At 27.8% G+C, this 14,176-nt stretch carries 14 protein-coding genes and 1 riboswitch; of the genes, 2 read left to right on the top strand and 12 right to left on the bottom strand.

Annotated elements, in window-relative coordinates:
- Window positions 1-5: 5 nt before the first annotated feature.
- Window positions 6-112: riboswitch (SAM riboswitch) on the bottom strand.
- A gap of 289 nt (window positions 113-401) precedes the next feature.
- Entirely contained in the window at window positions 402-1,346 is a 945-nt protein-coding gene (locus CDIF1296T_RS07855) for a helix-turn-helix transcriptional regulator (protein WP_009896421.1), read from the bottom strand.
- A gap of 110 nt (window positions 1,347-1,456) precedes the next feature.
- Between CDIF1296T_RS07855 and CDIF1296T_RS07850 the strand changes: the two genes are divergently transcribed.
- Complete coding sequence (locus CDIF1296T_RS07850) at window positions 1,457-1,924, top strand: DUF6194 family protein (protein ID WP_009896419.1); 468 nt, start codon at window positions 1,457-1,459, stop codon at window positions 1,922-1,924.
- Window positions 1,925-2,093: 169 nt separating this feature from the next.
- Here CDIF1296T_RS07850 and CDIF1296T_RS07845 read toward each other — a convergent pair whose 3' ends face one another.
- Window positions 2,094-2,693, bottom strand: a complete 600-nt coding sequence (locus CDIF1296T_RS07845) for a hypothetical protein (protein WP_003434118.1) — start codon at window positions 2,691-2,693, stop codon at window positions 2,094-2,096.
- A gap of 245 nt (window positions 2,694-2,938) precedes the next feature.
- Between CDIF1296T_RS07845 and CDIF1296T_RS07840 the strand changes: the two genes are divergently transcribed.
- Window positions 2,939-3,535: a DUF3793 family protein gene (locus CDIF1296T_RS07840; RefSeq protein ID WP_003427445.1), complete on the top strand. Its 597-nt coding sequence runs from the start codon at window positions 2,939-2,941 to the stop codon at window positions 3,533-3,535.
- A gap of 97 nt (window positions 3,536-3,632) precedes the next feature.
- Here CDIF1296T_RS07840 and CDIF1296T_RS07835 read toward each other — a convergent pair whose 3' ends face one another.
- The 10 genes from CDIF1296T_RS07835 to CDIF1296T_RS07790 form a co-directional block, all read right to left on the bottom strand.
- Window positions 3,633-4,592 (bottom strand): NrtA/SsuA/CpmA family ABC transporter substrate-binding protein, encoded by a 960-nt coding sequence (locus CDIF1296T_RS07835; RefSeq protein WP_012816136.1) that lies wholly within the window; start codon window positions 4,590-4,592, stop codon window positions 3,633-3,635.
- Between the two features lie 33 nt (window positions 4,593-4,625).
- Entirely contained in the window at window positions 4,626-5,357 is a 732-nt protein-coding gene (locus CDIF1296T_RS07830; protein WP_009893083.1) for an ABC transporter ATP-binding protein, read from the bottom strand.
- Entirely contained in the window at window positions 5,350-6,120 is a 771-nt protein-coding gene (locus CDIF1296T_RS07825; protein WP_009896415.1) for an ABC transporter permease, read from the bottom strand. Before CDIF1296T_RS07825 ends, CDIF1296T_RS07830 begins: the two co-directional genes overlap by 8 nt.
- Window positions 6,121-6,204: 84 nt before the next feature.
- A complete protein-coding gene (locus CDIF1296T_RS07820) occupies window positions 6,205-6,915 on the bottom strand; it encodes an AIM24 family protein (RefSeq protein ID WP_003434127.1) in 711 nt (236 codons plus the stop codon).
- A gap of 179 nt (window positions 6,916-7,094) precedes the next feature.
- The gene (locus CDIF1296T_RS07815) at window positions 7,095-7,247 is read right to left on the bottom strand and encodes a FeoB-associated Cys-rich membrane protein (RefSeq protein WP_009889308.1); all 153 of its coding nucleotides are present in this window, start codon (window positions 7,245-7,247) and stop codon (window positions 7,095-7,097) included.
- Window positions 7,248-7,272: 25 nt separating this feature from the next.
- Window positions 7,273-9,429 (bottom strand): ferrous iron transport protein B, encoded by a 2,157-nt coding sequence (gene feoB, locus CDIF1296T_RS07810; RefSeq protein ID WP_009896412.1) that lies wholly within the window; start codon window positions 9,427-9,429, stop codon window positions 7,273-7,275.
- 99 nt (window positions 9,430-9,528) lie between these two features.
- A complete protein-coding gene (locus CDIF1296T_RS07805) occupies window positions 9,529-9,750 on the bottom strand; it encodes a FeoA family protein (RefSeq protein ID WP_003427474.1) in 222 nt (73 codons plus the stop codon).
- A gap of 12 nt (window positions 9,751-9,762) precedes the next feature.
- Entirely contained in the window at window positions 9,763-9,975 is a 213-nt protein-coding gene (locus CDIF1296T_RS07800; RefSeq protein ID WP_003419939.1) for a FeoA family protein, read from the bottom strand.
- Between the two features lie 320 nt (window positions 9,976-10,295).
- The gene (locus tag CDIF1296T_RS07795; RefSeq protein ID WP_009896410.1) at window positions 10,296-13,193 is read right to left on the bottom strand and encodes an EAL domain-containing protein; all 2,898 of its coding nucleotides are present in this window, start codon (window positions 13,191-13,193) and stop codon (window positions 10,296-10,298) included.
- A 326-nt stretch (window positions 13,194-13,519) separates the two neighbouring features.
- Window positions 13,520-14,128 (bottom strand): dienelactone hydrolase family protein, encoded by a 609-nt coding sequence (locus CDIF1296T_RS07790; protein ID WP_009896408.1) that lies wholly within the window; start codon window positions 14,126-14,128, stop codon window positions 13,520-13,522.
- Window positions 14,129-14,176: the final 48 nt, after the last annotated feature.

Raw genomic sequence — 14,176 nt, 5'->3', positions numbered from 1 at the left:
ATTTATACTCATCTATCAACTATATTAGTTGCAGGATTTAGCACCAATGTATATAAAATATACTGGTTGCCGGGTTTCAAAGGGCCAGTCCCTCCACCACTCTTGATAAGACGTTATTTAATTTAATTCTATTATCATTTGTTGCTATGTTATATATGATATATTCATTAATAGTATTTGTCAATAAATTTATTTAAATTTTTTATTTTTTATTATCGTTAATTAACTATTTTTAATTAGTTTTCTAGCTCCTAACACTTTATATTTTAATGTCTATATAACTATAGAACATCATTATAAGAAATAAATTAAATAACATCAATCTATCTAAATCATCTGTAAAGTAAATTAAGAAAATTAACATTTTATCCAAACTCTATCCTACTATTAAATAAAATAATTTAAATACAATGATGATTATATAGCTCTAGTACTTTAGACTTTATCAAATGTTTAAGTTCTATAGGTTCTATTATTGTAGCATTTTTCCCAAAAGTTAAAAAATATTCAGCCACCCAGTTAAGTGTAGATTTTGGTATATACATATCTATGTATCCACCTTTAGACAAGATTTTCAACCCTCTTGCCAACAAAAATTCTGTTTCACAACGTTTTACTCCCTCATCTGTCAAATTAATTTTAATATGATAATCTGTACCTACTTCCATATTCTTAAGATAATCATGTATAGAAGATAAAACCTTATATTTCTTACTTGATAAGTTTTCTATACTCAAAATCTTCACAATTCTGTCTACACGAAATTCCTTAATAGATTCTGATTTTATACAGTAAGCTGGACAATACCAAAGTCCATTCATGGCATACAAACCAATAGGAACAATGGTACGTACACTATTTTTTTGCTTTGATGAATATTCAATTTTAATTGTAGATTCATTCATTACTATATTAAACAATTCTTTCAATAATGGTGTTGAACAGTGCCTATCTGGTGTCCAAAAAACAAATTTACGCCTTATATTCTCAATATTATATTGAATATCATTTGGTATACAATTTAAAAATTTTTTTAAAACAGAAATAGTTTCTTGCTCAAATGGCAAATCATTATAATATTCTAGTGACTGATATGCAAAGAATATAGATTTTACCTCACTTTCTGAAAATGCAATCGGTGGAAGTATACGCTCTTTAAGTACATGATATCCACCAGCCGCTCCAACTTTTGAATATAATGGAAATCCAATACTCTCCAGCACCTGTAAATCTCTTAGTATAGTACGTTTTGATACAGAAAATTCTTCTGCTAATTCTCCTGCTGTAAAACTTCTTTTTGCATTTATTGTTATCATCAGTTCAATTAAACGCTCAGCTCTTGACATATTTATACTCCTAATTTAAATATAGTGACAATAATTGTCACTATTATATGATAAGATATTCTTACATTTAAATCAATAATAATAGTAAAGAAAGAAGGGACTGATACTTTATGGAAAATAATACTATTAAGGCTGATGATATTATCAATTATTGTCTATCAAACTTAGATGATGTTTTATTAATGAATAGTTGGGGGGAACGAGCAATTTATTACAATCCTAATGGTATTTTAAAACGAGGAGTATATGTTCTTACCATTAAAGAAAAAGACAGTAATCATGATAAAGGTTCGTTAGTTAGTCGTCCAAATGTATACCGTGTGAATATAGGATTAAAAAAAGAAACTTTTATTGAAATGTTTGGATATATTCCAAAGCGTCCAGGTGTAGGTCAAATAGTTGATATGGATTTTGATTTTACAAAATTGGACACAATCATGCCACATCCTATCTACTCATGGATGGGATGGATATGCGTCCTAAGCCCTACTGAAAAGACATTTGAGAACTTTAAAACTTTAATAGGAGAATCTTACAATTTTGCAAAACAAAAATTTAAAAAGAGAAAAAACAAGTAAAAACATATGAAAATAATCCCTAAATAAATCATAATAAAAATATTAAGGTTACAAGATAAAAATTAATATCTTAATAACATGCAAAAAAGCGAAGCCAAAAAATGTATTATTTATAAGGCTTCGCTATATCTCAAATAATTTATTTCAAATTTCAAAACTATTTATTCTATTATTTCTTATTATTTCCTGTTATTCCTAATCTATCATTCATATCTTTTATCATTTTTCTAAAACCACTACCTATATCATTTCCAACATCTTCAGTTCCATGAACTAATTTTATAAAGTCATTTTGACCTTTTTTCATATCTTCATCAGATACCTTATCTAATTTTTCTATTCTCTTATCTATATCTTTTACTAATCTTTCCCCTTCAGCGATTAGGTCATCATTCATTTTCTTTAACTCTGTATCTTCTGTTTTACCGTCTTTTTTAAGAGATGTTACAAATGATTGTATTTTATCTCTACTATCTTTATATGCAGCCTTTACATCACTTAGATATTTTTCATTTCCTGGATATTCTTTATCTTTAAACTGATTATTTATACTTTCTGGAGTATCATAAATAGAATATCTATTTAGACCTGCTATATAATCATTATAGCTTGTTGAATAATAATTCATATATCCTTCATTATTATTTACAGATTCATTAGGATTTTTTCCTGTATTTTCACTTGGTTTTTCATTATTTTTAGTACATGCAGTTATACCTATAGCTAATACTAGTGCTAATCCTACAAATAAAGTTCTTTTTAATTTCATTTTTATTACCCTCCTAGATGTTTTATACTATAAAAAATTTTAATAATTTTCTTTCTTAATTTAGTATTTCTATATTTTTATATTTTATTTACTAAAATTAAACAAGTTATAATTTATTTTTTTGGAAATCATAATGAATAAATAATTAAATAAAAAAATTATAATTTTATTATTGATATTGATTATCATTCATAGTATAATCTAATTACTTGATATTAATTTTCATTTGAAGGAGGTTATCTTTTATGTCTTGTTGTAATTCACAATTTTGTTGTAAAAATAAAATTGAATCATCATATATAAAATGGCTTTTAGAAGTTTTAGGTCCAGTCTTTTTAGGCTCTAAACCTGCTGAAATAATAAATATTTCGTTTACTGATGTAAATAGAGAGGAAAAAATTAATGATATTTATAAATATCTATATAAATGTAAGAAAATAGATTTTATAGTTATTGATAAAGAAAAAAAGGGATTAAAAATCTTATTTGTAAATAAAAAAGCATTATCAGAAAAATTAAAATGTAAAAAAACAGTAAACTTTTTAAAGTTTTTAGGATACAAACAAAATACGAATGTTAATGCTTATTTAGAGCATTTAGTAGATAAACTTAAGAGTGATGTTTTTCCTGATGAAATAGGTATTTTTTTAGGATATCCTCTTAAAGATGTGATTGGATTTATGGGATATAGTAATTATGAAGTTTCTATGATTAAATATTGGAAAGTTTATGGTGACACAAAACAATCCGAGGACACATATTCGAAGTTTTTACTTCACCGTAAGAAAATGAGAAAATTACTAGACTACATAAGTGTAGATAAAATAGTAAGCTGTTTTTAATTGTGTTTTTGTATAATAATAAAAATACACCCTCTTTTACCATACAGTTTCCATAATAAATAAGGGTGTATTTTCCACTTTAATATTTTAAAGTATTCTAATTTTGATTGTACAACATATCTTTAATATTTATTTTCTTTTGTTGCATTCCATTAGACATCAAAAATTCCTGTGTATCTTCTAATTCTTTTATATCCTTGTCCGTTATTTTAGAACTAAAGTCATACCAAGAATACATTTCTTTTGTTTCATCTAAAGATAAACCAACTTCTTTAGATACAACATCCATCACTTCATCCTTGTTTTCATTCATATATTTTAAAGTTTCTTCATGAACCTTCATAAATCTTTTTACTAATTCAGGATATTTTTCAGCAAAGTCATCACTTACAGCAGTAACTATTATTCCACTTACTAATCCTTCTCCATTTACAATCATTTTGGCACCTGAATTTATCGTTTTCAATGCCACTGGACCTGCAAGCATTGCTACATCAGCACTTTTACTTTCTAATGCAGAAGCAGCACTAGGAATATCCATATTTACATATTCAACATCATCTATAGTATAGCCTTCTTTAGCAAGTGCAGCAATCAACAGTTGATGAAGTATAGTCCCTTTTGGACCTACAATTTTTTTACCTTTTAAGTCTTTTATAGATTTAATATTATCATTATTAGTTATAAGCATATATCCTTTTGGTGAACGGCTATAAATATTCGTAATTTTAAGACCAACACCATTTGATGCAGCTATTATTGCAGACGTTCCTCCTAATGCATGTAAAAAGTCTAGCTCACCTGCTGCTAATGCTTGAGTTTGCTCTGGTCCTGTTGTCAATTCATGGAAATTGACTTTTATATTGTCCTTTTTAAATTCCTTTCCAAATAAATCATCCTTTTTTTCTAATATACTAGGAACATTAAGTGGTGATTTTACATAAGTTAAATTTATTTCCTTAGGTAAACTAGCCTCTTTTTTTGCAGGTTCATCTTTCTTATCATTTGTTGTTGAACATCCTACAGTCCCAACCAACACCATTATTAAAGATGTCATTACTGCTAAAATCTTTTTGTTTCTTTTAATCAATTAAAACTCCCCCAATTCCCTTAATATTTCTTTTTTCAAGTTTATATAATAGTTTTTAGTTAAATCTCTATTATATTCATCTTCGACACTAAATTGTTTAATCCTTTTATTTTTACTAAAAACAATTATTTTCTTTGCTATTTCCATAGCTTCTTCAATATTGTGAGTTACAAATACTACACCTTTTTTAGTATTTTTATGGATATTTACAACTTCTTTTTGCATTTTTCTTCTTGTGAAGTAATCTAGTGCTGCAAATGGTTCGTCCATCAGCAAAATATCGGGATTGAAGGAAAGTGCTCTTGCTATACTTACTCTGTGAGCCATTCCTCCTGATAATTCATTTGGATATGAGTTTTTAAACTTTTCAAGCTTCATCATTTTTAAATACTTGTCTAAATCAACTTTATTTCTATTATCTTTTTCAGTATGTAAAAGTATATTTTCACTTACATTCAGCCATGGCATAAGTCTACTTTCTTGAAATACCATTCCTACTTTTGGAGTACACTTTTTATCATTATTAAAAAAATATATGTTTCCACTAGTAGCATTTTCAAGCCCTGCTAAAATTCTAAGTAGCGTTGTTTTCCCACATCCACTTTCACCTAATATAACAGTTATCTCTTCACTAGATATATTTAAAGATATATTATCAAGAACTAAATGCTCTTTATTATCAACTAAATATTTCTTATATATATTCTCTAGCAAAAATCCACTTCTAACCATTTAAATCAACCTGCTTCCCTTTGCTAAATTTTGTTATTATCTTTGAAAATAGATAATCTGAAAGTATACCTAAAAATCCAATAACAAAAATTCCTACCAATACAACATCAGTTCTAGACATATCTTTTCCATCAGAAATCAAATATCCTAGTCCTGAAGAAGCTGCAATAAGCTCTGCTCCAATTATAGCCCTAAAACTATACCCAAGCCCTAAACTAAGTCCAACAACAATATCCAGCATAGAATTAGGGATTATTATTTTATAAAAAATTCTCTTTTTAGATAAATTAAAAGATTTACCTACTTCTATTAATTTATTGTCACAATTTTTTATACCTTTCAATGTATTTAAAAATATTGGAAAAAAGGATGCCAAAATAATAATTATAATTTTAGATTCTTCACCTATACCAAACCATAAAATAAGCATTGGCACCAAAGCTAGTGGAGGTGTACTTCGCATAAATTCAAATAGTGGTTTGAAATATTCATACATTTTTTTATTTACTCCAAATAAAACTCCAAGTGGTATAGCCATCAATGAACTTATTAAAAAACCTATTAATATCCTTCTTACACTGGCATAAACATTTAAGAAAATAGAACCGTCATATATCATTTTTATAAAAGTATCTAAGACTATTTCAGGAGGAGGCAGAATATAGCTACTCCATATACCCAAAACACATACTATCTTCCATAAAATTAAAATTATTAAAAAAATATAATATCCTTTAAGCCTTTTATGAATTTTCTCAAACATATAAAACTCCTTTTAACATATCTATCCCTGCTACCCTTTTTATTTTTTAATATCTTAAATAATAATTAAGCTATATCATAAGATTTAATCTATGCCAAGTCTTAATCCACCTGAACTCATTCTATCAGAAGGTGTAGAATCTGTTTTTAAGCCAGACAATCTTTCAGATGGTTGTATAATGACTATTTGTCCAGGTTCAACAAATTCCATATGATAAGATTCTCCTGAAGTCTGACCAATAAAAGTCTTCCATGATAGTTTTGATACTTTAGGATATGGTTCTCTTCCAGTCCAAGCTACTAATGCATCTGGGTCAACACAACAAGGTCCTTCAAGAATTAGAGGATTACCATCTGTTATTATAGCAACATCTTGATTTTGACCTGTTTTATTTACTAAATGTGTAGTAAAAAGACCTTTTTGAGATATTACCCCTGAACCAATCAATTTTACACTGTAATTTAATTGTTCAGAAAATGCCAATAAGTTTTCACTCTCAACATAAATGGAATCACCTGGGTCAATTGATATTACATCTACATGGTAAGCATTTTGAGCTAGGTAAATTTCACCTTCACCTTCAACCACCATTATTGGCATTTGTTCTCCTGTCAATGACCTCTGAACATGACCTAATAATGCTCTTCCCAATCCACCGCCATTACTTGGACCTAACAGCAATTTTTCAAAATTAAAATTTCCTTTAAAGGCTACCATAGCACCTTTTTTTGCAAAAAATTTACCACTTCCCCTTGCTATACACATAAGCTCGTTTGTAACATCAAATTTAAACATAATATTCACTTATATTGCTTAATTTAGCAATAATCCCTCCTAATCATATATTTATATATAATTATACAGTAAAATTACAGCATAGTCTAACCTACTTCAAATATGAAATTTGTTATTTATACAAAAAATAAGAACCTGATAATAAAGCAATTTAACTTTTTATCAGGCTCTTATCCTATTTATCTCTTAGCGCTATGACAACTCTTACTACTTGAGCATCCAGAACAACCACATCCACAACTGCTACCATTCTTTTTTGAATTTTTAACCATATACATTACAGCTAGTGCCATTAATACTACTACAATAGCTGCTATAATAAATGTAGCCATATTCATCACTCCTTATTTATATGAATTAATTTTTCATATAACTTAATTTACCCATTTTTTCTTTTTTCATATTTTTATTTGAATAAGTTAAAACTACAAAGACTACTGCTACTGCTATAAATATAGATATTATTGCCCCAGCAATACTTCCTCCAGTACCTAAAACTAAACTTCCAACTTGATTTATAAGAAGAGCAATTATATACGCTGTTAAAGTTTGGAATCCTAATGTAATCCATGTCCATTTCCATGAACCCATTTCTCTTTTTATGGCTCCAATAGCTGCAAAACAAGGTGCACAAAGCATATTAAATGCCATAAATGCAAACGCACTAGCTACTGTAAACATGCTTGCAACTGAAGCAAGAAGTGTTGGGTCTTGCTCTGTTGCATCTGATATACCAAATAAAACTCCAAATGTTCCAACTACATTTTCCTTAGCTACTAGACCTGTAACTGTTGCTACTGATGATTGCCAATTTCCAAATCCAAGAGGAGCAAATATTGGTGCAACTATATTTCCTAAGCTAGCTAATATACTATCTCCAGCATCTACCATTTGTAATGACCAATTAAATGATTGTAAGAACCAGATTACTCCACAAGCAACAAATATAATTGTTCCTGCTTTGATTATAAATGCTTTTCCTCTATCCCACATATGTATTAAAACACCTTTTGCACTTGGAATATGATATTGAGGTAATTCCATAACAAATGGAGATGGTTCTCCTGCAAATAAACTAGTTTTCTTTAATATAATTCCACAAATGATTATCATTGCAATACCTAAGAAATACATTGATGGAGCTACCCATGAAGCACCTCCAAATAATGCCCCTGCAAATAATGCTATTATTGGAATCTTAGCTCCACATGGAATGAATGTAGTTAACATAATAGTCATTTTTCTATCTCTATCATTCTCTATAGTACGAGTTGACATAACTCCTGGAACTCCACAACCTGAACTTATAAGCATTGGTATAAATGATTTTCCTGAAAGACCAAACTTACGGAAAATTCTATCCATTATAAAAGCTACACGTGACATGTACCCACAATCTTCTAATATTGATAATAATAAGAATAAAAGCATGATTTGTGGTACAAATCCTAGTACTGCTCCAACTCCACCAATTAGACCATCAACTACAAGTCCTTGTAACCACTCTGCTACATTTAAAGAAGCTAGAAAATTACTTACATTGCCTTGAATAATTTCTCCAAACAGTACATCATTTGTCCAATCAGTTGCTATAGTACCCAATGAACTTACTGCTATATAGTAAACTCCCCACATTATAAGTGCAAAAATAGGTAATGCTAGTATACGATTTGTTACAATCTTATCTATCTTATCTGATACAGTTTCCTTACCTTTTCGATTCTTCTTTATTATACTTGAAATTATTGAACTAATAAATTCATAACGATTGGCTGTTATTATACTTTCACTATCATCATCCAATTCATCTTCACAATTTCTAGTTATTTCTTCAATACTATTCAATATTGTTTTAGAAATATCAAGTTTTTGTATAACATTTTCATCTCTCTCAAATAGCTTTATAGCTAACCAGCGTGTTTCTACATCTATATATGGAGTCTTTTCTTCTATTATTTTTTCAATTTTTTCTATTGCATCCTTACTTTCATCAACAAAGGGTAATTTGAAATTTAATTTATTGTTACTACTTGCAAGTTCAACTGCCTTTTCAGCAGCCTCCATAATTCCTTGACCTTTAACTGCTGTTACTTCTACCACTGGGCAACCTATAACTTCAGATAGTTCTTTAATATTTATCTTATCACCATTCTTATTTACAATATCCATCATATTAAGAGCTATAACGGTCGGTATACCTAGCTCTAAAACTTGAGTTGTAAGATATAAATTTCTCTCTATATTTGATGCATCTACAATATTTATTACTGCATCCGGCTTATCATCTAGCATAAAATTACGTGTAACTACTTCTTCTAATGTATATGGAGATAAAGAATAAATACCTGGTAAATCTACTATTTCCACATCTTTATTTCCTTTTAATTTTCCACCTTTTTTTTCAACTGTTACTCCTGGCCAGTTACCAACATATTGTGATGATCCTGTAAGCCCATTGAACATTGTTGTCTTACCACAGTTAGGATTTCCTATGAGACCTATTTTTATTGACATTTCCATTCCCTCCATTATTATTTAAATACATCACTGTTTGTGATACAGAAAATCATTCTCATTATATAATTACATTAACCCTACTCTAATTAATCTTTATTATTCCACAATAATTTTTTCTGCATCTGACTTACGAATTGATAGTTCATAATCTCTGACTGTTACCTCAATTGGGTCACCAAGAGGAGCTACTTTTCTTATAAATATATTAACACCTCTTGTAATCCCCATATCCATTATACGTCTTCGTGTAGCTCCTTCTCCCTCTAACTTTTTGACTTTTACAGTCTCTCCACACTTAATATCCTTCAGTCTGTTCATGTCATTACCTCCCTATATTATTATTCTACTTGCCATTTTTTTATCTAATGCAACTCTAGTATCTTTTACGTCTATTATTAAGTTACCATCTATCTTAGAAACTATTTTAACATTTGTACCCACTACAAAACCTATACTATTTAAAAAAGTCCTCGTCTTATCACTTCCCGAAATTTTCTTTATAACTACTTCTTCACCTGTATTTGATAATATCAATGGCATCATATAATATCCCTCCTCTTAAAGTAATTTAAATCTACAAGCAATCGTTATCTTATATATAAATTACAATACCTTAAATCTTAATCTATTAAAATAACATCCTATTTTTTCCTTCTTTTTACAATTCCTAATTTTGATTTAAGTCTATCACAATAGTATATTTTTTGCAAGTGATTATTGTATTCTTTTGATTTTTTTTCTCATTTGATTTATTTTATTAATAAAATCGTAAAAATTAATACAAAAATAAAGATGCTCTAAAATAGTATACTCAACTAATATTAAAGCACCTTTATTATATATGTCATTATTTACACATTGCTTTATTCTTTTTTAAAAGCGATTTTTTCAAACTCTTTTACAGGCATTGGCTTAGAAAACAAATATCCTTGTACCATATCACACCCAATTTGCTTTAGAAATTCTACTTGCGAAATAGTCTCTACACCTTCTGATATTACTTTCATTTTCAGTTCCTTTGCCATTTTAATGACATTAGATATAACAATTTTTTCATTATTACTCTCATCTTTTTCTGTAAAAAATGCTCTATCTAGTTTTAATATGTCAACAGGCAATTCTTTTAAAAGATTAAGAGAGGAATATCCTGTACCAAAATCGTCCATAGAGATTACAAATCCCTTTTCTTTCAAATTGTTCATTGTATCAAGTAATCCTTCTATATTATCTAATACTGCTGTTTCTGTTAGCTCTAATTCTATAAGTCTTGTCGGAATTTTGTATTTATCTACAATTAATTTAAACTCCTCTATAAAATTACTATTTACAAAATGCATTCGAGACAAGTTTACAGATATAGGTACTACTTTTTGTCCTTCATCCATCCATTCTCTAATCTTTTTACACACTTCCTCAAATACATAGAAATCAATATTTACAATAAAACCATTCCTCTCAAATACAGGAATAAATTCTATTGGTGGTATTAGACCTTTTTGTGGATTATCCCAACGAACAAGAGCCTCTGCCCCTATAATTTGATAATCTGAAAGGCTATATTTAGGTTGAAAATAAACAATAAATTCTCCATTATTAAGAGCATCTACCATTGAATTTTCAATTTCTTTCTCTTTTAATATTTTTTTGTGCATTTCCTTATCGTAAAAAGCAAATGAATTTTTATGACCACCTTTTATAGTTTTTCTTGCAGTATTAGCTCTATCCATAATAGTATTTATGTCATTATCACTTTTACTTATTTTATATATACCACAATCTAAAATCAATTTATAATAGTTTATTTTAGGATTACTAAGTATTTGAACCTTATTGTAAATATTGTTTAACCTTGTTTTAATATCATCATCTGTCTTATACTTAATAAGAAGAACAAAATGGTCAGCAGAAACTCTTGCAAAAATTTCATCTTCCTTTAATTCACTTGCAATAGTATTTGATATATGTATCAAAGTATCATTTCCCATATCATATCCAAACATATCATTTATATATTTAAATTTGTCAACATCTATATAAAACAACGCATATTCTTCTGGATTATTCTTAGCAAACAGTTTATTAGAATTTATTTTAAATTTATCTATACTATCTGCTTCTGTCAATGGGTCTGTATATGCTATCTTCCTTAGATAATCCTCTTTCTTCTTTTTATTATAAATTATATATTTAATAGCAATTAAGAATAAAATACATACAAAAGAAATAATTTGTATTGAATATTCTTTAAAAATCACACCAAATGGTACTTTATAAGGTTTGTCAATAGTATTAGAATATATACAATCACTTAATTCTTCTTCAGTAATTTTGTCTATTGATTTATTTAAAATAGACACTAATATAGGGTCAGTTTTATTTGATACCCCTATACGCATCCCATAGCTTGTATCTAAAACAGATATAACAGATAAATTCTCACTCTTTCCTTCTCTTAAAAGTTCATCAAACTGATAAGAACTAAGTATCATTAAGTTTGCTTTACCTTCATTTATAGCGTTTAGACAACTTTCTACACTCTTATAAGATGTTGTCTTAGCATTTTCAAAACTCTTTTCTATATAAGAATCAATAGACTTATAACTACTAGTTAAAGCAATATTTAAATCATTATTGAGATTGGTATCCAATTTTCCTACCATAATCATTGGAATATTTATGTATGGATTTGTCAATTTCATATTAAATCGTTTTGCCTTATCATTTTCATTGATTGAGCCACATAGCATAGTTGCCTTACCACTTTTTATGTAATCAAGACTCTCATTATAATTTTTTGTTTTAATATATTCAAATTTTATACCACATTTTTTTGATATAATTGACATTAAATCGGAACTTATACCTTTAAATGAATTGCTTTCTTTATCATAATACTCTACAGGAGACCACTCTGAATCATATACCATAGTAAGTTTTGGGTTTGCTTTAATAAAATTCATTTCTTGCCGAGTAAATGCTATGGAATTATTGACCTCTCTTTTGAAATATTTTTTATATAATTCCAACTCATAATACATATCATTTATTTTTAATTCTTTTAAAGCATAATCTAATTCTTTTACCAAATTAGGTTTATCTTTTGCAGTAGCAAAATAAAAAGGTTCTACTGAAAATTTGCTAACTATTTTCATTCCTTTAGCATTTATAATACTTCCACAAACAAATGCATCTGCCTTTTTTTCATTGACGGACTCAATTAATTCATCAATAGAATTACAGTATATATATTCAACTGAAAAATTATTTTCTTCTCTATACTTCTCAAATGCAGTATTATGAAAGTTTCCTCTAAGTACAGCTACTCTCATTCCCTTAAAGGAACTTATATCTTCATAAAACATATTATTGTTACTATCCTTTGTATATAGTGCACTATATTCATATCCTGAACTTAGTTTAGGAAAATTAAATAGTTTATTTCTTTCATCATTCTTCTGTAAAGGTCCGAGTAAGTCTATTTCACCCTTTTCTAGTCTGTCTAAACATTCTTCCCAAGACCCTTTTACAAATTCATATTCCCATCTTGTATATTTTGAGATTTCTCTTAGATAATCATAACCATATCCTGTATAAGAATGCTCTTTTGATGAGGATATTATTCCGTAGTCATCACAATATCCAACTCTTATTTTTTTTGAATTTTCAGACTCATCAGCAAAGCATAGTATATTGTTAAAACATGATATAATAAGTAAAAATATCAAAGAAAGTATCAAGAAGTGCTTTTTAAATGCTTTCATATTTAAAAACCTCCAATTTGCCAACTTACTTTAACTTATTTCGTTTTCTAGTTGTAACTACTTTTATTGTAATGGTAAATATATCAAATTGCAATATTCTCATATAATATTCTTATTCAACTATAATGAATTTATTATTATCTATTTAAATACACTATCTAATATTAGTTTCTTATAAGTCATAAAAGCACAACTAACACTATAATTCTAGTGATTAATTTTATTTCAAAAAATATAATAACACTACTAATATTTTAAATATCAATAGTGTCATAAAAACTTTTCAGATTAATTAAATCTTTCTATATATTTTATAATAATCTAAATCATGCTAAATATTTAGACAGAAAACTTTTTTCTTTAATAGTAAATACTTTTGTTTGAATATCAGAATAATTATTTGAATATCTATCTATAAAACCATGATTTGCATCTAAAATCTCAATTTGGATATTTTGTTTCCTAGAAAGTTGGTAAGAAATAGAATCAACATCAAATGAATCGTGCTTTGCAAATACTAATAAGGTAGGACATTTTGGAATTACATCCATGTAATCTCTAATCCGAGAGCCATAACAACAAATTATGCCATCACAAAAAGAATCTTCACTGCATCTCCATGCAATAGTTGCTCCCACGCTATACCCAGCAACAAATACATATTTATACTCTGATTTTAAATCATTTATAAGCTTTTCAACTTTTTTATAAATATCAAAACCAACATTATTTATAAAAAAATCATATGCCTCTTGGACTTTTGAATATGGAAAAACTCTTTTTTCTCCCAGAAGTTCAGGACAAAATACATCATATCCATATTTATAATACTTTTGACAAACATCTTCTATAAAGCTATTAATCCCATAGATTTCATGCAAAACAACAATAGCTACATCACTTTTATGTATATACTTTATCAGATTATCCACCACCTTTACAAAACAGCAAATTTTTTATACTTAGTTTAATATATTCTTCTT

The sequence above is a fragment of the Clostridioides difficile ATCC 9689 = DSM 1296 genome, from assembly GCF_001077535.1.
GTDB classification, from domain to species: Bacteria; Bacillota; Clostridia; order Peptostreptococcales; family Peptostreptococcaceae; genus Clostridioides; species Clostridioides difficile.
Note: the sequence above shows the minus strand (reverse complement) of the source record. Positions and strands in the feature narration are given on the sequence as shown.

Coding starts and splice junctions, on each gene's coding strand:
- CDIF1296T_RS07855 (WP_009896421.1), bottom strand. CDS start 1,346: ATGTCAAGAGCTGAGCGTTTAATTGAACTGATGATAACAATAAATGCA.
- CDIF1296T_RS07850 (WP_009896419.1), top strand. CDS start 1,457: ATGGAAAATAATACTATTAAGGCTGATGATATTATCAATTATTGTCTA.
- CDIF1296T_RS07845 (WP_003434118.1), bottom strand. CDS start 2,693: ATGAAATTAAAAAGAACTTTATTTGTAGGATTAGCACTAGTATTAGCT.
- CDIF1296T_RS07840 (WP_003427445.1), top strand. CDS start 2,939: ATGTCTTGTTGTAATTCACAATTTTGTTGTAAAAATAAAATTGAATCA.
- CDIF1296T_RS07835 (WP_012816136.1), bottom strand. CDS start 4,592: ATGACATCTTTAATAATGGTGTTGGTTGGGACTGTAGGATGTTCAACA.
- CDIF1296T_RS07830 (WP_009893083.1), bottom strand. CDS start 5,357: ATGGTTAGAAGTGGATTTTTGCTAGAGAATATATATAAGAAATATTTA.
- CDIF1296T_RS07825 (WP_009896415.1), bottom strand. CDS start 6,120: ATGTTTGAGAAAATTCATAAAAGGCTTAAAGGATATTATATTTTTTTA.
- CDIF1296T_RS07820 (WP_003434127.1), bottom strand. CDS start 6,915: ATGTTTAAATTTGATGTTACAAACGAGCTTATGTGTATAGCAAGGGGA.
- CDIF1296T_RS07815 (WP_009889308.1), bottom strand. CDS start 7,247: ATGGCTACATTTATTATAGCAGCTATTGTAGTAGTATTAATGGCACTA.
- feoB (WP_009896412.1), bottom strand. CDS start 9,429: ATGTCAATAAAAATAGGTCTCATAGGAAATCCTAACTGTGGTAAGACA.
- CDIF1296T_RS07805 (WP_003427474.1), bottom strand. CDS start 9,750: ATGAACAGACTGAAGGATATTAAGTGTGGAGAGACTGTAAAAGTCAAA.
- CDIF1296T_RS07800 (WP_003419939.1), bottom strand. CDS start 9,975: ATGATGCCATTGATATTATCAAATACAGGTGAAGAAGTAGTTATAAAG.
- CDIF1296T_RS07795 (WP_009896410.1), bottom strand. CDS start 13,193: ATGAAAGCATTTAAAAAGCACTTCTTGATACTTTCTTTGATATTTTTA.